At 71.5% G+C, this 17,690-nt stretch carries 18 protein-coding genes; 12 read left to right on the top strand and 6 right to left on the bottom strand.

What is annotated here, in order from left to right:
• Positions 1-42: 42 nt before the first annotated feature.
• Entirely contained in the window at positions 43-921 is an 879-nt protein-coding gene (locus tag BJ959_RS04840; protein ID WP_153982614.1) for a M48 family metalloprotease, read from the top strand.
• Positions 922-1,039: 118 nt separating this feature from the next.
• On the opposite strand, the gene BJ959_RS04835 is transcribed toward BJ959_RS04840, so the two are convergent.
• Complete coding sequence (locus tag BJ959_RS04835) at positions 1,040-2,308, bottom strand: DNA glycosylase AlkZ-like family protein (RefSeq protein ID WP_153982613.1); 1,269 nt, start codon at positions 2,306-2,308, stop codon at positions 1,040-1,042.
• Between the two features lie 223 nt (positions 2,309-2,531).
• On the opposite strand from BJ959_RS04835, the gene BJ959_RS04830 reads away from it, so the two are divergent.
• The 6 genes from BJ959_RS04830 (at position 2,532) to ilvA (ending at position 8,987) form a co-directional block, all read left to right on the top strand.
• On the top strand, positions 2,532-3,656 hold the full coding sequence (locus tag BJ959_RS04830; RefSeq protein WP_153982612.1) for an extracellular solute-binding protein: 1,125 nt from the start codon (positions 2,532-2,534) through the stop codon (positions 3,654-3,656).
• Positions 3,657-3,666: 10 nt separating this feature from the next.
• Positions 3,667-4,593: an ABC transporter permease gene (locus tag BJ959_RS04825; protein WP_424960752.1), complete on the top strand. Its 927-nt coding sequence runs from the start codon at positions 3,667-3,669 to the stop codon at positions 4,591-4,593.
• Positions 4,594-4,598: 5 nt separating this feature from the next.
• Positions 4,599-5,414, top strand: a complete 816-nt coding sequence (locus tag BJ959_RS04820) for an ABC transporter permease (RefSeq protein ID WP_153982611.1) — start codon at positions 4,599-4,601, stop codon at positions 5,412-5,414.
• A complete protein-coding gene (locus BJ959_RS04815; protein ID WP_153982610.1) occupies positions 5,411-6,520 on the top strand; it encodes an ABC transporter ATP-binding protein in 1,110 nt (369 codons plus the stop codon). The genes BJ959_RS04820 and BJ959_RS04815 overlap by 4 nt, the downstream gene beginning before the upstream one ends.
• Before the next feature lie 65 nt (positions 6,521-6,585).
• Positions 6,586-7,749, top strand: coding sequence for an AI-2E family transporter (locus BJ959_RS04810; RefSeq protein ID WP_153982609.1), 1,164 nt, complete (start codon positions 6,586-6,588; stop codon positions 7,747-7,749).
• A complete protein-coding gene (ilvA, locus tag BJ959_RS04805) occupies positions 7,746-8,987 on the top strand; it encodes a threonine ammonia-lyase (protein ID WP_153982608.1) in 1,242 nt (413 codons plus the stop codon). The genes BJ959_RS04810 and ilvA overlap by 4 nt, the downstream gene beginning before the upstream one ends.
• Positions 8,988-9,051: 64 nt before the next feature.
• Here the strand turns inward: ilvA and greA are convergent, their stop codons facing one another.
• Together greA and BJ959_RS04795 are read right to left on the bottom strand one after the other, a co-directional pair.
• Complete coding sequence (greA, locus tag BJ959_RS04800; RefSeq protein WP_153982607.1) at positions 9,052-9,540, bottom strand: transcription elongation factor GreA; 489 nt, start codon at positions 9,538-9,540, stop codon at positions 9,052-9,054.
• Between the two features lie 88 nt (positions 9,541-9,628).
• Entirely contained in the window at positions 9,629-10,042 is a 414-nt protein-coding gene (locus BJ959_RS04795) for a DUF4307 domain-containing protein (protein WP_153982606.1), read from the bottom strand.
• 152 nt (positions 10,043-10,194) lie between these two features.
• On the opposite strand from BJ959_RS04795, the gene BJ959_RS04790 reads away from it, so the two are divergent.
• Complete coding sequence (locus tag BJ959_RS04790; RefSeq protein ID WP_341800020.1) at positions 10,195-10,506, top strand: hypothetical protein; 312 nt, start codon at positions 10,195-10,197, stop codon at positions 10,504-10,506.
• Between the two features lie 39 nt (positions 10,507-10,545).
• Here BJ959_RS04790 and BJ959_RS04785 read toward each other — a convergent pair whose 3' ends face one another.
• Together BJ959_RS04785 and trhA are read right to left on the bottom strand one after the other, a co-directional pair.
• Positions 10,546-11,466, bottom strand: coding sequence for an IS481 family transposase (locus tag BJ959_RS04785; protein WP_183321834.1), 921 nt, complete (start codon positions 11,464-11,466; stop codon positions 10,546-10,548).
• A gap of 80 nt (positions 11,467-11,546) precedes the next feature.
• Entirely contained in the window at positions 11,547-12,314 is a 768-nt protein-coding gene (trhA, locus tag BJ959_RS04780; RefSeq protein WP_153983136.1) for a PAQR family membrane homeostasis protein TrhA, read from the bottom strand.
• Positions 12,315-12,450: 136 nt separating this feature from the next.
• Here trhA and BJ959_RS04775 point away from each other — a divergent pair, with 136 nt between their 5' ends.
• From BJ959_RS04775 to phoH2, 3 genes are all read left to right on the top strand, one after another.
• Entirely contained in the window at positions 12,451-13,182 is a 732-nt protein-coding gene (locus BJ959_RS04775) for an isoprenyl transferase (protein ID WP_207949381.1), read from the top strand.
• 5 nt (positions 13,183-13,187) lie between these two features.
• Positions 13,188-14,315: an aminotransferase class V-fold PLP-dependent enzyme gene (locus tag BJ959_RS04770; RefSeq protein WP_153983137.1), complete on the top strand. Its 1,128-nt coding sequence runs from the start codon at positions 13,188-13,190 to the stop codon at positions 14,313-14,315.
• A 173-nt stretch (positions 14,316-14,488) separates the two neighbouring features.
• Entirely contained in the window at positions 14,489-15,841 is a 1,353-nt protein-coding gene (gene phoH2, locus BJ959_RS04765) for an RNA 5'-3' helicase PhoH2 (protein WP_153983134.1), read from the top strand.
• Between the two features lie 108 nt (positions 15,842-15,949).
• Here phoH2 and BJ959_RS04760 read toward each other — a convergent pair whose 3' ends face one another.
• Entirely contained in the window at positions 15,950-16,231 is a 282-nt protein-coding gene (locus tag BJ959_RS04760; protein WP_341800062.1) for a helix-turn-helix transcriptional regulator, read from the bottom strand.
• A gap of 106 nt (positions 16,232-16,337) precedes the next feature.
• Between BJ959_RS04760 and BJ959_RS04755 the strand changes: the two genes are divergently transcribed.
• A complete protein-coding gene (locus tag BJ959_RS04755; protein ID WP_153983132.1) occupies positions 16,338-17,663 on the top strand; it encodes a proton-conducting transporter transmembrane domain-containing protein in 1,326 nt (441 codons plus the stop codon).
• Positions 17,664-17,690 lie beyond the last annotated feature (27 nt).

The raw sequence follows: 17,690 nt of genomic DNA, 5'->3' as shown, positions 1-17,690 counted from the left end.
GCCCCGACCGGGCCGCGCTCGTCGACCCACCCGGAGGTCTAGGTGTATCGCGCCATCGCGGCGAACAAGCGCAACACGGTGTTCATCATCCTGCTGTTCATCGTCATCATCGGGCTGCTCGGCCTGCTCGCCGACTACCTCTACGGCGGCGGGTTCGGCATCTTCATCGGCACCCTGATCGGCGCCGGCGTGTACACGCTGTTCCAGTACTTCGCGGCGGGCTCGCAAGCGCTCGCCCTCGCGGGTGCGCATCCGATCACCAAAGCCGACAACCCGCGGCTGTACCGCATCGTCGAGAACCTGGCGATCACCGAGGGCCTGCCCATGCCGCGCGTGTACGTCATCGACGACCCGGCCCCGAACGCCTTCGCGACCGGTCGCGACCCGAAGCACGCGAGCGTCGCGGCGACCACCGGCCTGCTCGAGATCATGACCGACCGCGAGCTCGCCGGCGTCATGGCGCACGAGATGGGGCACGTCAAGAACTACGACATCCGGGTGTCGACCATCGTGTTCGGCCTCGTCGTCGCCGTGGGGTTCATCGCCGACATCCTGCTGCGCATGGCCTTCTGGGGCGGCAACCGCAACAACAACGGCAACCCGATCATGCTCGTGCTCGGGCTCGCCGCGATGGTCATCGCGCCGCTCGTCGCCGCTGCCGTGCAGGCAGCCATCTCGCGGCAGCGCGAGTACCTCGCCGACGCAACGGGGGCCCTCACCACGCGCGACCCCGAAGCCCTCGCGAGCGCGCTGCAGAAGCTCGGCGACTACGCCCGCCCGATGCGTCGCCAGAACTCGACCATGGCGCACCTCTACATCTCCGACCCGATGAAGCCGGGCGTCATGGACCGCATGTTCGCCACCCACCCGCCCATCCCCGAGCGCGTGAAGCGCCTCATCGAGAACTCGACGCGGTTCTAGGGCCAGGGCTGCCGCGCGGCACACGCGGCGTGCCCGCCGAGTGTGCCCGAAAGTGTCATGAGCGGTGAAACTTTTCACCACTCGTGACAGAAACGGTGACTATCGGGTGCGCGGCGGGCTACAGGGCCGCACGCACGGCGGCCGCCGCATCGCCCCAGAGCGGATCGGTGACTCGCACGTCGGCAAGGCCCTGCCAGGCGGCCGCGCTGCGCAGCAGTGGCACGAGCCGCTCGGCGAAGGCCTCGGCCGCCGTGGCCCCCGACCCGGTCGCCTCCGACCCGGCAACCGTCGATCCGGCGCCCGCGGGCGCCCACCCCGGCTCGACCCACGCGCTCTGCACGCGCAGCACTCCCGCCGCGCGGTCGCTCTTGAGGTCGACGCGGCCCGCGAGCGCGTCGTCGACGAGCACGGGCAGCGTGTAGTACCCGTACTGCCGCTTCGGCGCCGGCGTGTAGATCTCGATGCGGTAGTGGAAGTCGAACATCCGCAGGGCGCGGTCGCGGCTCCACACCACCGGATCGAACGGCGACAGCAGGGCGGTCGCCTCGATGCGGCGCGGGATGCTCACCCCCGGCACCACGAACGCCTCACCGTCGCGGCCCTCGCGCCCCCACCCCTCGACCTCGACCCGCTCGACCTCCCTGGCCTCGAGCAGCGAGCGGAGGGCATCCCGCGTCGGGGTGATCTTCAGGCGGTGGTAGTCGGCGATGTCGGCGACGGTGCCCACGCCGAGGGCCTGCACGCTGCGGCGCACGAGCTCGCGCTGGGCCTCGGCCCGCGGCACCGCCTCGGCGTGCAGGTCGGCCAGCCCGACCTGGTGGGGCAGCGCGTAGACCCGCGAGAAGCCGCGGCGCCCGCCGCTGACGACATCGCCGAACGCGAAGAGGTACTCGAGCCCCTCCTTCACGTCGCTCCAGCCCCACCACGGGCCGCGGCGCTCCTTGGCGACGTCGTGCTCGACGTCGGCGACCGTCATCGGCCCCTTCTCGCCGAGTTCGCCCAGCAGCCAGTCGAGCATCGCGGTGTTCTCGCGCACCCACGCGCTTCTCTCGGTGTAGCGGGAACGCAGGGCCTCGCGCTTCCAGTGCCAGAGCGGCCAGTCGTCGCGGCGGATGATCGCCGCCTCGTGCGCCCAGTACTCGGTGTAGCGGCCGCGGCGCGCGAAGAGCAGCGCGTCGAGCGCCGCCGACTCGTAAGCGCCGAGCCGCGCGAACACCGGCAGGTAGTGCGAGCGCGCGAAGACGCTGACCGAGTCGAGCTGCAGCACCCGCAGGCGGTCCAGCAGGTCGTTGAGCTGCCGGGTGCCGACGGCGGTGGGATGCGGGCGCGCGAACCCCTGGGCGGCGAGCGCGAGGCGGCGCGCCTGCGCAGCGGTCAGTCGGGGCACGGCCCCCACGCTACTGCCGAGCGCCGTCGTCGCTCGGCCGGCGGCCCCGTGCCGCGCGGTGCTCCGATGCGCGGCTCGCGGCGAGCATCCGTTGCCCTGACTTTCCCTCCCGTTCACCGAGCGCGACCCGGCGCGTCACCGAGCGTGCTTAGCGTGCGAGTCAGTCGCGGTTCCCCGAGCTCGGAACACAGCCAGAGCCGCCGCGGCACCACACGGAGGATTCGTGAACACCACACGCATCATCGGAGCGGTTGCCCTCGCAACGGCGGCCGCCCTGACGCTCGGCGCCTGCGCCGCGAGCGAGACCCCCGCCTCGGGCGTCGACGCATCGACCGCCACGAGCATCGCCGACTTCGGTTCGTTCGCCGAGCTCGAGGCCGCTGCCAAGGCCGAGGGTGCGCTGAACGTCATCGCGCTGCCGCGCGACTGGGCGAACTACGGTGAGATCCTCGACCTGTTCATCGAGCGCTACCCCGAGATCACGGTCACCGAGGCGGCGCCCGACGCCTCCAGCGCCGAGGAGATCCAGGCGGCCGAGAACCTCCGCGGGCAGGACACCGCGCCCGACGTCTTCGACCTCGGTCTGGCCGTCGCGCTGCAGAGCACCGACTACTTCGCGCCCTACTTCGTCGAGCGCTGGGACGACATCCCCGCCGAGCTGAAGCACCCCGACGGGCTGTTCTGGGCCGACTACGGCGGGTACATGGCCATCGGCTACGACCCCGACGCCGTGCCGGCGCCGACGAGCCTCGAGGATCTCCTCGGTGAGGAGTACCGCGGCAAGGTCGCGATCAACGGCGACCCGACGCAGGCCGGTGCGGCCTTCGCCGCCGTCGGTCTCGCCACCGTGCAGAACGGCGGCACGCTCGACGACTTCGGCGCCGGCATCGACTTCTTCGAGGAGCTCAACGCCGTCGGCAACTTCGTGAAGATCGACCCGACCCCCGCCACGGTTGCCTCGGGCGAGACCCCCGTCGTCTTCGACTGGGACTACCTGAACAACGGCTACGCCGCTGAGCTCGACGGCCAGCGCAACTGGGAGGTCGTCGTGCTGCCCGGCACCGGCTACGCCGGGTACTACAACCAGGCGATCAACGTGGACGCGCCGAACCCGGCCGCCGCGCGCCTGTGGATGGAGTTCCTCTACAGCCCCGAGGTGCAGAACCTCTGGCTGAAGGGCGGCGCCCGCCCGGCCCTCGAGGCCTCGATGGTCGCCAACGGCGAGATCGACCAGGCCCTCTACGCGGCCCTGCCCGCCGCGCCCGAGGACACGGTCGTTCCGACCGCCGCGCAGAGCGAGGCCGCCGCGGCCCTGCTCGGTGAGCGCTGGGCCGCCGCTGTCCAGTAGCACGCCCGCCGTGACGACGGCCGACCCCCGGGGCACCGCGCCCCGGGGGTCGACCCGCGCGGCCGGCTCCTCCGCCTCGTCGACCCGATCGCGGGTCGTGAACCCCGCCTGGGGCGTCGCCCCCTTCGCGCTGTACGTGCTGCTCTTCCTCGCCCTGCCGACCGCCCTCGCGATCGGCACCGGCTTCGTCGACGGCGAGGGCGCGTTCACTCTCGACACGGTCGCGGCGCTCGCCGACCCCTTCGTGGTCAGCGGCTTCACCACGTCGATCGTGCTCAGCGCGGTCACCGCCGTCATCGGGGCCGTGCTCGGCGCCCTCGTCTGCTACGCCCTGATCGGCATGCGCCCCGACGGTGCCCTCCGGTCGGGCATCGACGCGGTCAGCGGCGTGCTCGCCCAGTTCGGCGGTGTCATGCTCGCCTTCGCCTTCGTCGCCACCATCGGCATCCAGGGTTTCATCACCGTGCTGCTGCGCGACCAGCTGGGCATCGACATCTTCGCCGACGGGGTCTGGCTCTACGAGGCGCCTGGGCTCGTGCTGCCCTACATCTACTTCCAGGTGCCCCTCATGATCATCATCTTCATGCCCGCGCTCGAGGCGCTGAAGCCGCAGTGGGCCGAGGCCACCGCGACCCTCGGCGGCACGACGGCCAGCTTCTGGTGGCGCATCGGCCTGCCGGTGCTCGCCCCGTCGTTCCTCGGCTCTCTGCTACTGCTGTTCGCCAACGCCTTCTCGAGCTACGCGACGGCCGCCGCCCTGACCAGCCAGGGGCAGTCGATCGTCCCGCTGCAGATCCGCGGCGCCCTCACCAGCGAGACGCTGCTCGGCCGCGAGAACCTCGCCGGAGCCCTCGCTCTCGGCATGATCATCGTGATGGCGGTCGTCATGGCCCTCTACGCGCTGCTGCAGCGCCGCGCCGCCCGGTGGCAGCGATGAGCCGGATGCCCGCTGCGCCTCGCGCGGGAATCCCCGCGCCGCGCCCCCTCGCCCGCTGGACGATCCTCGGTCTCATCGGCGCCGTCTTCGCCGTGCCGATCATCGCCATGGTCGAGTTCACGCTGCGCCGCGGCCTCGAGGGCGGCTACGACGTCAGCCGCTGGATCACGGTGCTGACCTTTGACCTCGGCCCGGAGTACCGCGTGCTCGGGCAGGCGATCGTGAACTCGCTCGTGCTCGCGGCGGTCACCGTCGCGCTCATGCTGGTGCTGCTGGTGCCGACGATGATCGTCGTGCACCTGAAGCTGCCCCGCCTGCGGCGGGTGCTCGAGTTCGTGTGCCTGCTGCCGATCAGCATCCCGGCGATCGTGCTCGTGGTCGGCCTCGCCCCGGTCTACGGCGTGATCGCCCGCGCAGCCGGCAGCGGCGTCTGGACGCTCGCCTTCGCCTATGGCGTGCTCGTGCTGCCCTTCGCCTATCGCGCCGTGCAGTCGAACCTCGACGCCATCGACGTCGCCACGCTCACCGAGGCGGCCCGCTCGCTCGGTGCCGGCTGGCCGACCGTGATCGCGCGCGTGCTGCTACCCAACCTGCGCACCGGCCTGCTCGCCGGAGCATTCATCTCGGTCGCCGTCGTGCTCGGGGAGTTCACCATCGCTTCGCTGCTCAACCGGCAGAACCTGCAGACGGCGCTCGTCATCGTGCAGAAAGACGACCCCTTCATCGCCGTCATCGTCACCCTGCTGTCACTGCTCGTCGCCGTGCTGCTGCTGCTCGTCATCGGGCGCCTCGGCCACGGCACCACCCGGAGGACCTCATGAACGACATCGACCCCGCCGCCCCCGCTCCTGTCACAACGGTCGACGCTGACACCGGCGCCCTGCGCATCGCCGCGCCCGTCGCGTTCGTCGACGTCGTCAAGCGGTTCCCGGGCGGCACGACCGCGCTCGACGGCATCTCCCTCAAGCTCGCGCCGGGTGAGCTGGTCGCCCTGCTGGGCCCCTCGGGCTGCGGCAAGACGACGGCGTTGCGGGTGCTCGCGGGTCTCGAGCGCGCTGACGAGGGGCACATCCTCATCGACGGCGTCGACGTCATCGGCACGCCCACCAACAAGCGCGACATCGGCATGGTCTTCCAGTCGTACTCGCTCTTCCCTCACCTCACCGTGCTGCAGAACGTCGAATTCGGGCTCCGGATGCGCCGCATCGCCGCACCCGACCGCCGCCGCCGCGCGGTACAGGCGCTCGAGCTCGTCGGGCTCGACCACCACGCCGAGCGCTTCGCCCACCAGCTCAGCGGCGGGCAGCAGCAGCGCGTGGCGCTCGCGCGCGCCCTCGTCACTCGCCCGCGCGTGCTGCTGCTCGACGAGCCGCTGAGCGCCCTCGACGCGAAGGTGCGCGTGCAGCTGCGCGAGCAGATCCGCGTCATTCAGACTGAGCTCGGCATCACGACCGTGTTCGTGACTCACGATCAGGAGGAGGCGCTCGCCGTCGCCGACCGCGTCGCCGTCATGCGCGCCGGGCGCATCGAGCAGGTCGGAACCCCGGAAGAGCTCTACGCGCGACCCGCCACCGCCTTCGTTGCCGACTTCGTCGGGCTGAGCAACCGTGTGCCGGGCACGGTGGCCGACGGGGCGTTCACGATCGGTTCTCAGCGCGTGCCGCTCATCGACCCCTCAGCGCCCGCAGGTGCCGCCGTCGCCCTGATCCGCCCCGAGGACGTCGTCTTCGTCGCTGCTGGCCATGCGGATGCGCGCCCCGGCATCGTGCTGACCAGCGCCTTCCTCGGCTCCTTGCGGCGCACCCGTGTGCGCCTCGACGACGGCGTCGAACTGGTCGTGCAGCACGATGTGGGCCGTGACCCCGCCGCGGGGGAGGTCGTGCACCTGCGGCTCACCGGCCGACCGGTCGCGGTCGCCGCGTCCTGAGGGGCGTGTATGCCGGTGTGAGCATCCGACAGCCCGCGCCCATGAGCGCCTCGTAGACTGACGGAATGTTCTGGCGACCGAAGCCCGTAGCGCCGCCCCCCGCGGGCGACGACGCCGTCTCGCCCGGCATGCGCACGGCGGCCGCCTGGGCGTGGCGCTTCCTCGTCGTGATCGCCGCCGCCGGCGTGCTGGTGTGGATCATCATCCAGCTGCGGCTCATCGTCATCCCGGTGATCATCGGCGTGCTGCTCGCCGCGCTGCTCGTGCCCTACGCCGGCTGGCTGACGCGCCGGCTGCGGTTTCCGCGCTGGCTGGCCATCACGACGGCACTGCTGACCCTCATCGGCGTGGTGACCGCCCTGGTGTGGCTGGTCGTCGCCCAGGTGCGCGCCGGGTGGCCGAGCCTGCGCGACCGCTCGATGGTCGCCTTCGACGAGTTCTTGGCCTGGCTGAGCACCACCTTCGGCCTCAGCGAGTCGGAGATCATCGACTGGATCAACACGCTCGTCGGCGAGCTCGACTTCTCGACCGACGGGCCGCTGGTCTCGGGGGCGCTGTCGGTCGGCTCGACCGCGGCCGAGGTGCTGGCCGGCACAGTGCTCGTGCTGTTCTCGCTGCTCTTCTTCCTCATCGACGGCCCGGGCATCTGGCGGTTCGTCGTGCGGTTGTTCCCGCGCCGCGCACGCACCGCCGTCGACGGCGCGGCTCGCGCCGGGTGGATCACCCTGACCAACTTCGCCAAGGTGCAGATCTTCGTCGCCTTCGTCGACGGTGTCGGCATCGGGCTCATCGCGTTCCTGCTCGGGGTGCCGCTCGCGCTGCCGATCGGTGTCGCCGTGTTCCTGGCCAGCTTCGTGCCATTCGTCGGTGCGCTCGTCACCGGGGCGCTCGCGGTGCTCATCGCCCTCGTCTACAACGGCCCGTTCATCGCCCTGCTGATGCTCGCGGGCGTGCTGCTCGTGCAGCAGGTCGAGGGCAACGTGCTGCAGCCTCTCGTCATGGGGTCGGCGGTGCGGGTGCACCCGCTCGCGGTCGTGCTGGCCGTCACGGCCGGCGGTCTGCTCGCGGGCATCCCCGGCACCCTGTTCGCGGTGCCGGTGGTCGCCTTCGTCAACGTCTTCGTGCGCTATCTCGCCGCTGGGCGCTGGCGCACCACTCCGAAACCGACCCTCTCCGACGTGCTGCCACCACCCGACAGTCCGTCCTCCGCTGACCAGGAGCGCACATGACCGCCCCCCTCGCGATCGCCGGCCCCACCCTCGCCGAGGTCGAGGCCGCGCGCATCATCGTGCGCCGGGTCGCCGAGGTGACGCCCATGGAGACCTCGCGCTACCTCGCCGAGGTGCTCGGCGCCCCCGTGCTGCTCAAGTGCGAGAACCTGCAGCGCACCGGTTCGTACAAGATCCGGGGCGCGTATCACCGCATCTCGCAGCTCAGCGACGAGGAGAAGGCGCGCGGCGTCGTCGCCGCGAGCGCCGGCAACCACGCGCAGGGTGTCGCCTTCGCCGCCCGTGAGCTGGGCATCCCCGCCACGATCTTCATGCCCATCGGCGTCGCGCTGCCCAAGCTGCAGGCGACTCGGGCGTACGGGGCCGAGGTCGTGCTGCGCGGCCACACGGTCAGCGAGCCGCTCGCCGCCGCGCAGGAGTTCGCCGAGCGCACCGGCGCCGTGTACATCCCGCCGTTCGACCACGCCGACGTGATCGCGGGGCAGGGCACCCTGGGCCTTGAGCTGCTCGAGCAGGCGCCCGAGCTGCAGACCGTCATCGTGCCGATCGGCGGGGGCGGGCTCATCTCGGGTGTCGCGAGCGTGCTAAAGCGGGCGGCGGCCGAGCAGGGGCGCAGCATCCGGGTCATCGGTGTGCAGGCGGCGAACGCCGCCGCGTACCCGGTGTCGCTCGCGGCGGGCGCCGTCACCGAGATCACGATCTCACCGACGATCGCCGACGGCATCGCCGTCGCCAAGCCCGGCAAGCTCAACTTCGAGATCGTGCGGGATGCCGTCGACGAGGTCGTCACGGTCGACGACGACGACATCGCGCGCGCGATGCTCGTGCTGCTCGAGCGCGCCAAACTGGTGGTCGAGCCGGCCGGTGCCGTCGGGGTCGCCGCCATCCTCACCGGGCAGGTGGCACCGCAGGGCCCGACCGTCGTCGTGCTCTCGGGCGGCAACATCGACCCGCTCATCATGGAGCGCGTCATCGCCCATGGCCTGGCGGCCTCGGAGCGGTACCTGAAGCTGCGCATCCCGCTGCCCGACCGCCCCGGCCAGCTCGCCCGCACGAGCGAGATCATCGCCGACCAGAACGCGAACGTGGTCGAGGTGCTGCACACCCGCCACGGCACCGGCCTGGCGATCAGCCAGGTCGAGCTCGAGCTGCACATCGAGACGCGCGGCCCCGAGCATGCCGACCAGGTGCTGCAGGCCCTGCGCGACGAGGGCTACGACCCCCGCGTCGACTTCTGACGTTCGCGCGCAACGCTCGCGCGTTGCGGGGTATGACCCGCGCGTCGACTTCTAGCGAGTCGGCTCAGCCCGAGTACGTGGCGACGTCGACGATCGTGACCTCGATCGTCTTGCCGTTGGGGGCGACGTAAGCGACCGTGTCGCCCACCTTCGCGCCGAGGATCGCCTGCCCGAGCGGGCTGGCCTCGCTGTAGACGTCGATGTCGGAGGCGTCGCCGACGATCTCGCGGTTGCCGAGCAGGAAGCGCTCCTCGTCGCCGAGGATCGTCGCGGTGATCACGGTGCCCGGCTCGACGACGCCGTGCGCGGTCGGGGGCTCGCCGACGACGGCCGTGCGCAGCAGCTCGGTGAGGGTGCGGATGCGCGCCTCGATCTTGCCCTGCTCGTCCTTCGCGGCGTGGTAGCCGCCGTTCTCCTTGAGGTCGCCCTCCTCGCGTGCGGCCTCGATGCGCTTCGCGATCTCGGTGCGGCCGGTCGTCGAGAGGTGCTCGAGCTCCGCCGCGAGACGGTCGTGCGCCTCCTGCGTCAGCCACTGAGTGCCCGCGTCGTTCATGAGTTCTCCTCCCTCGATTCCCGGTGGGGCCGGTCGGCCCGACACAGCAGAACCGGCCACCTCGGGCCGGTTCGCGATTCCGGCGAGCCTACGTCAGCCAGCAGCGGTAGGGCAAACCGGTGACGGGCGGCTCGGCGGTGCGCAGCGTCTCGACGAGCACCCGTGTGCGCTCGGGGGATGCGGGCAGCTCGACGATCCGCCATCCCACGATGCCGAAGCTCTCGTTGAGGGCCTGCACGGCGCAGCTGACCGTCGTGCCGGGCTCGACCGAGACCTCCCACCGCACCTCGATCGAGGTGTCGGTGACGTTGGTGTAGCCGAGCTCGCGCACCTCGAGCTCGGCGTTGGTTCCCGAGAGGCCGCCCCACACCACCCAGGCGGTGAACACGGCGGCGAACACGATGCCGGCGATGATCATCAGCCGACGCGTGCGACGCTCGGCGTCGGGCGTGCGCCCGTAGCGATCGTCGAGCAGCTGCTGCGTGGTCGGCGTCGTGGTCATGCGGGCGAAGGCTCCTGCGGTCGGGGGAGTGCTGGTTCTCGAGAGCGGCGGGTCGTCGTGCTCAGCCGGGGTCGGTACCCTGGGGCCAGCGTAGAGCGCCCAGGTTGGGGTTCGCTCGACCCGCGCATCCGTGACCCGCGAATGGAGCATCCGTGATCTCGACCGCCCTCGCCGCACTCCTGCTGCCGACCGGCATCGGGCCGAACCCGGTGGACGAGCCGACCCTGCCGCCGGGCTTCGACCCGAACACGGTGACGCCCGGCGTCGAGGGATTCATCGCCATCGCGGTCGTCGCGATCGCCGCGATGTTCCTGATCGTCGACATGACGCGGCGCATCCGGCGCGTTCGCTACCGCGGCGAGCTGCGAGAGCAGCTCGAGGCCGAGCAGCAGATGATCGCCGAGGGGGGCCCGGCCGAGCCCGAGCCCGACGTCGAGCGGCTCGACGAGCCGAACGAGCGCTAGCCGCCCTGCCGCGCTAGCTGTAGTTCCTAGGGACGTTGTTCATGCCGCCGCGAGGACGGTCATGGGCGCCTTGTGGCCGAGGGAACCGTGGGGTCGCTGAGTGTTGTAGTAGCGCACCCATTCTGGCAGCACCGCTCGTCGGTGGTCACTGTCGCGGTAGGTCGCCGCGTACGCCCATTCCCGCAACAGCGTCTGGATGAACCGTTCGGCCTTGCCGTTCGTGCGCGGCCGGTACGGGCGCGTGCGAATATGCACCAGCCCCACCTCGGCGCACGTTGCCGCCCACAGCCGGGAGACATACGCGGACCCGTTGTCGGTCATCACCTCCTGCACGATCACGCCATGCCGGGCGAACCACGCGATCGCGCGGTGCAGGAACCCGACCGTGGTCGCAGCCGTCTGGTCAGGCAACACCTCCACGTAAGACAGTCGGGTCGCATCATCGACGGCGACATGCACCGCCTCCCAACCGGCTTTCCGACTGCGTCGGTCTGCTCCCTGGCCGAGGGCGCGTTTGCCGGGGCGGCGGAAGCGGCCCAACGTCTTGATGTCCAGGTGGATCAGCTCCCCGGCATGGCGACGGCAATACCGGTTCGCCGGCTCGACGGGCTCCAACTTCGACAGTCGGTTCAACCCGACGCGGGCCAGCACCGCGCAGACTGTCGAGACCGCCATCTGCAGGATCGCAGCGATCGTGGACGCCGTTTTGCGCAGTGTTCGCAGGCGCACGATGGCCGCTTCAACACTGGCTGGGGTCTTCTTCGGGGACGACTTCGGCCGTGACGACCGGTCAGCGAGGGTTTCGCCGGCATCGAACCGGGCCAACCATTCGTAGGCGCGACGTTCGCTGATCCCGCCCGCGAAGGCCGCGTCGGCGACCTTCCAGTTCAGCTCGCGAACGCGTCGACACAGCAGTCGTCGACCTTCAACAGACAAACGGGCATTAGCGTGAAGCTCCATCGGGCTCCTTCAGGTGAGAGCGACTAGACACCCTCAAGCCTGGAGGAGCCCGACCTGAACAACGTCCCTAGGAACTACAGCTAGCCGCCGAACGGCGGGTCGAGCGCGACGAGCAGCACCGCCGTCCAGTGGCAGAGGAACGCCACGACGGTGAGCGTGTGGAAGATCTCGTGGAACCCGAACACCCCGGGCACGGGGTTCGGCTTCTTGAGGGCGTAGACGATGGCCCCGGCGGTGTAGGCGAGGCCGCCGACGATGACGAGCACCATCATCGCGAGGTTCGCGTTCAGCAGGTCGACGATGTACAGCACGGCGGCCCAGCCGAGCAGCACGTACAGCGGCACGTACGCCCAGCGGGGCGCGCCGATCCAGAACACGCGGAACCCGATGCCGATAGCCGCGCCCGTCCACACGAGCACGAGCAGCAGGTAGCCCTTCTCGGGCGGCAACGCCATGATCGACAGCGGCGTGTAGGTGCCGGCGATGAGCAGGAAGATGTTGGCGTGGTCGAGCCGCTTGAGCATGACCCGCATCCGGTCGCTCCAGTTGAAGCGGTGGTAGGTCGCCGAGATGCCGAACAGCAGCAGCGACGACATCACGAACACCGCGCTCGACCAGCGCGCGGCGGGGTTGGCGCCGAGAGCGATGAGCACGATGCCCAGAATGATCGCGGTCGGGAAGGTGACGGCGTGGATCCAGCCGCGCCAGGTCGGCTTGACCTCGAGCGTGCGGTACTCGATCGAATCCTCGAGCAGGGGGATGTTCGGGATGTCGGCGGCCGGCTCACGCTCGGCGGCGGCCTCGGCGGCGGCTGGCTCGGCGGCGTCGGGGGTGGCGGGGGAGGTCATGTCGCGATGATACGTGAGCCACAGCATCCGGCCGCATCGATTGGATGCCCGCCACAAGCGATTCCGCGTCGACTACCGTAGCGGTGTGCGATCGTCGAGAACTCCGCGGGGTCGGGGGCCGCTGTACCGGCTCTACATGGGCCGCCTGCGCCGTCAGCTCGCGGGCGCCACGCACCCTCGCCACGTCGCCATGATCCTCGACGGCAACCGGCGCTGGGCGCGGCTGCGCGAGGGCACGACGGCCCACGGACACCGGGCCGGGGCCGAGAAGATCGTCGAGTTCCTGCGCTGGTGCGATGACGCCGGCATCGGCGTCGTGACCCTGTACCTGCTGTCGACCGACAACCTCACCGGCCGCGACAGCGATGAGCTGCGCGAGCTGATCGCGATCATCGGTGCGCTCGCCGGCGACCTCGCGGCGATCGACGACTGGCGCGTGCAGCACGTGGGTAGCCGCGACGGCCTTCCCGAGGGGCTGCTCGCCGAGCTCGACGCCGCGGAGGCGACCAGCGCCGCGAAGACCGGCCTGCACATCAACCTCGCGGTCGGCTACGGCGGGCGGCGCGAGATCGCCGACGCGGTGCGGGCGATCGTGCACCACCACGCCGAGAGCGGCGGAACGCTCGATGAGCTCGCCGAGCTGGTCACGCCCGAGAAGATCGCGGAGCACCTGTACACGGGCGGCCAGCCCGACCCCGACCTGGTGATCCGCACCTCGGGCGAGCAGCGGCTCAGCGACTTCATGCTGTGGCAGAGCGCGCACAGCGAGTTCTACTTCGTCGAGGCGCTCGGCCCCGACCTGCGCGAGGTCGACTTCCTCCGCGCGCTCCGCGACTTCTCGCGCCGCCAGCGGAGGTTCGGCCAGTGAGCCCGATGACGATCGACGAGTTCCGTGCCGGCTTCGTCGAGGAGCCCGGCTACCTCGACCACCCGCGCATCTCGCCCATCGGCGAGTTCGCTCTGGCCGAGCAGCGCGCCCACTGCGACCTGCTGTCGCGGGCCCGCTTCGGCTCGCTCGGCGCGCTCGAGGAGCAGGACGGGCGCGTCCGCACGGCCGTCGCCGAGCTGCTGCGCTTCCGCCCCGACCAGGTGGTCTTCCAGCCCAGTACGAGCCAGGCGCTCATGCACGTCATGTTCGGGCTCACGGGTACGGTCGCGGCCTCGCCCGACGAGTTCCCGGCCATCGGCTACGCGATGACCCGGGCGGCCCAGGCCCTCGGCGTGCTCACGCCCCACACGATCGTCGCCGAGCACGAGCGCATCACCCCCGCCGTCGTGAAGGCCCAGCTCGACAGCTCGGTCATGGCGGTGGTCGTCAGCCTCGTCGACTACCGCACCGGCTACCTCGTCGACCTCGAGGGAATCCGCCAGGTCATCGGCGACCGCCTCCTGATCGTCGACGCGATCCAGGGGGCGGGCATCGTGGATGCTCCCTGGGAGCTCGCCGACGTCATCGCCTCGGGCGGCCACAAGTGGCTGCGCGCGGGCCAGGGCACCGGGTTCCTCGCCCTGAGCGATCGGGCTCGCGAGCATCTGACACCCGTCTGGTCGGGGTGGCTCGCCCATGGCCGACCCGAGCTGCTGCACGAGGTCGTCGAGCCGGCCGCCGACGCGGGCGCCTTCCGGGTCGGGTACGCCGATGCCGCCGCCCAGGCGCGCCTCGCGGGGGCGGTCGAGGCGGTTCTCGACGTGGGCGTGCCGGCGATCCGCGACGCGATCCTCGAGCGCACCGCGCGACTCATCGAGGTTGCCGACGAGGAGGGCATCGAGGTGGTGTCGCCGCGGGAGGACGCCGAGCGGGCGGGCATCGTGTCGCTGGCTCCGCATCCGGAGTTCACGAGCGCGCTCGCGGCGGCCCTGCACAATCACGGGGTCTCGGCGACGGTGCGCGACGGCCGCGTGCGGCTCGGCGCGCACGTGTCGACCGGGGACGACACGATCGAGCAGTTCCGCGCGGCGCTGCGCGAGTTCGCATCGCTCGCGACTCCCCGACGAACGTGACGACTGCGTGTCGTGCGCGTGTCGCTGCCGCCGCGCGTCGCCCGCAGGCGTAGCGTCGCGCTCATCGGGCATCGCGCCCGATCGGGACGGCCGGCCAGATCGTCCTGCGACCTTCCGGCCGATCCGCTCACAACAGGTCCGGGGTCGCCCGCGTCCCCGGGGATGGAGCACCGGTGGCCGCTGCGAAGACCTCCCGTCAGAACACCTCGACCTCGACCGGCGGGAGGGATGTCGCGCAGCGCACGTACGTGCTCGACACCTCGGTGCTGCTGAGCGACCCGAAGGCGATGTTCCGCTTCGCCGAGCACTCGGTCGTGCTGCCGGTGGTGGTCATCGCCGAGCTGGAGGCGAAGCGCAACGACCCGGAGATCGGGTACTTCGCGCGCCAGGCCCTGCGCAACCTCGATGAGCTCCGCATCCGCCACGAGCGCCTCGACTTCCCGGTCGCGGTGGGGGAGGACGGCGGCTCGCTGCGCGTCGAGCTGAACCATTCGAACCAGTCGGTGCTGCCGAGCGGTCTGCAGCTCGGCGACAACGACTCACGGATCCTCGCCGTCGCCATGAACCTCGCCAACGACGGCCTCGCCGTGACGGTGGTGTCGAAAGACCTGCCGCTGCGTGTGAAGGCCGCCTCGATCGGCCTCGCCGCGGAGGAGTACCGGGCCGAGCTCGCCGTCGACAGCGGTTGGACGGGCATGGCCGATGTCACCCTCTCGAGCGAGCAGATGGCGCAGCTCTACGACCGCGAGGTGCTGCGCACGCCGGCCGTCGCCACGCTGCCGATCAACACCTCGCTCGTCATCCACAGCGACCGCGGCTCTGCCCTCGGGCGCGTGGTCGGTGACGACGAGATCGCGCTCGTGCGCGGTGACCGCGACATCTTCGGCCTGCACGGCCGCTCGGCCGAGCAGCGCCTCGCGATCGACCTGCTCATGGACCCTCAGGTCGGCATCGTGTCGCTCGGCGGCCGCGCCGGCACCGGCAAGTCGGCGCTCGCGCTCTGCGCCGGCCTCGAGGCGGTGCTCGAGCGGCAGCAGCAGCGCAAGATCATGGTCTTCCGCCCGCTGTACGCCGTCGGCGGGCAGGAGCTCGGCTACCTGCCGGGCGACGCCGGCGAGAAGATGAACCCCTGGGCGCAGGCCACCTTCGACACCCTCGGGTCGGTGGTGTCGCAGAACGTGCTCGACGAGGTCATCGACCGCGGGCTGCTCGAGGTGCTGCCGCTCACGCACATCCGCGGCCGGTCGCTGCACGACGCCTTCGTCATCGTCGACGAGGCGCAGTCGCTCGAGCGCAACGTGCTGCTGACGGTGCTGAGCCGCATCGGCCAGAACTCGAAGGTGGTGCTGACGCACGACGTGGCCCAGCGCGACAACCTGCGCGTCGGCCGCCACGACGGCGTGGCGAGCGTCATCGAGACGCTCAAGGGCCACGCCCTGTTCGGGCACATCACGCTCACCCGCAGCGAGCGCAGCGCGATCGCCGCGCTCGTGACCGAGCTGCTCGAGGGCAACGAGCTGGCCTAGGTCATCCCGTCGCGGGGTCGGCCGCGAGGCTCGACCGGTGGTCGACCTCGCGTCCGGTGCCGCGGTGGCTCCCGCGCCACGTTCGGAGCGGGCGAGGGGCGGCGAGCGTCAGATGCCGGGGGCGGCGACGGCGCGCAGCAGCTCGCCGATCGTGTGCGTGCCCTCGACGGGGTGCCGCAGGGGTCGGTCGAGAACGACCGTGTACCGGTTGCGCCGCCCGTCGCGGTGCTTCTCGAGGTAGCCGCTGGCCGTCAGCTCGGCGACGATGCGCTGCGTCGCACGCTCGGTGATGCCGACCCGCTCCGCGATGTCCCGAATGCGGAGATCGGGGTCGTCGGCGAGGCACACGAGCACGTGTGAGTGATTGGTGAGGAACGTCCACTCGGCCACGGGCCCACTGTACGCCGGTCTGCCCCGCGATGCGGACACGAATCGGGCGATTCGCTTTACATGACATGGATTGCGTGTATTGTGATGCGGGATAGGAGGTTCACCCATGACCCCGCTCGACCTCACCTGGCGCCTCGACCCGCTGGCGATCCTGCTGCTGGTGCTCGTCGTCGGCATCGCCGCCGCTGTGCTGCCCTTCGCCCACCGCTCGCTGCGCGGTGACCGCCGCGGCCGCGCGGTCACGATCGCGATCGCCGGCATGCTCGCCGCGACCGCCCTCCTCGTCGTCGCCGGTGAGCTCTGGATGCTCGCCGCAGCCTGGAGCCTCGCCACCGCCGCGACCCTCGCCGCGCTGGGGCTCGGCGGCGGGCGCCCCGCCCTGCGGCGGGCCGGCCCGTGGCTCGTGCTGGGTGACCTGGTGCTCTGGCTCGCCGTGGTGCTCGCCGCCACCGGTACCGCCGGTCAGGCGCCCGCCGTGCTGCTGGTCGTCGCGGCCGCCCTGCGCTGCGCCCTCCCGCCCGCGCACCCCTGGCTCGTCGACTCGCTCTACGCCCCGACTCCGGTGAGCGCCGCCCTGCACGGCGGCATCGTCAACGGCGGGGGCATCCTGGTGATCACCCAGTTCGCCCTCATCGCCGGCAGCCCGATCGCGGTCACGCTGCTCGCCGCGCTGGGCGCGGTCGCGATCGTCGCGGGGGTGCTCGCCGCGCTGGTGCGCACCGACATCAAGGGGCGCCTCGTGGCCTCCACGGTCGCCCAGATGGGCTTCATGCTGCTGGTCGCCGCGCTCGGTCTGCTCGCCGCCGCCCTCCTGCACCTCGTCGCGCACGGCTTCTACAAGAGCGCCCTGTTCCTCTCCTCCAGCGATGGCATCGACCGGCGCGCCGCCGACCGTCGCGCCCCGCGGCCGCTCCCGATCTCGGCGACCGAGCGCCGCGCGCGAGCGGCCGCGGGGGCACTTCTGCCGATCGCGGCCCTCGTCGCTGTCGCCCTCGTCCTGTATCCGGGCGGCCGCGGGCCCGCCGAGCTGCTGCTGCTCATCGTCATCGGCACCGCATTCGCCGCGGCCGGTGCGCGCGTGGCTGCGCTCGCGCCCTCCCGCCTCCGCGCCCTCGGCCTCACGGCCCTCCTCGCCGTCGGAGCGGTCGCCTTCGCGGGCGTCACCTCCGCCCTCACCGGGATGCTCGGCCTCACCCGCCCCGCCGACCTCGCCGCACAGCCGGTCGCCCTCGCGGTCGCCCTGCTCGCCGTCGTCGCCCTGGCCGGGCTCGCGGCGGTGCGCCGCTGGGCCCCGACCGGCCGGGTCGCCCTCGTGCTGCTCGCCCTCGGGCACCGGCTCGGCTCGGGCGTCGTGCGCGTCGAGCGGCCCCGCGAGAGCCGACCGGCTCCCGCGCCGAACCATGCCCCCCAGCCGCAGCCGCAGACGGCCTGACGCGCCGAGCCCCTGAACCCCGCACGA

The organism is Microcella frigidaquae (assembly GCF_014200395.1).
GTDB classification, from domain to species: Bacteria; Actinomycetota; Actinomycetes; order Actinomycetales; family Microbacteriaceae; genus Microcella; species Microcella frigidaquae.
This window is presented reverse-complemented; position numbering and strand designations above follow the sequence as displayed.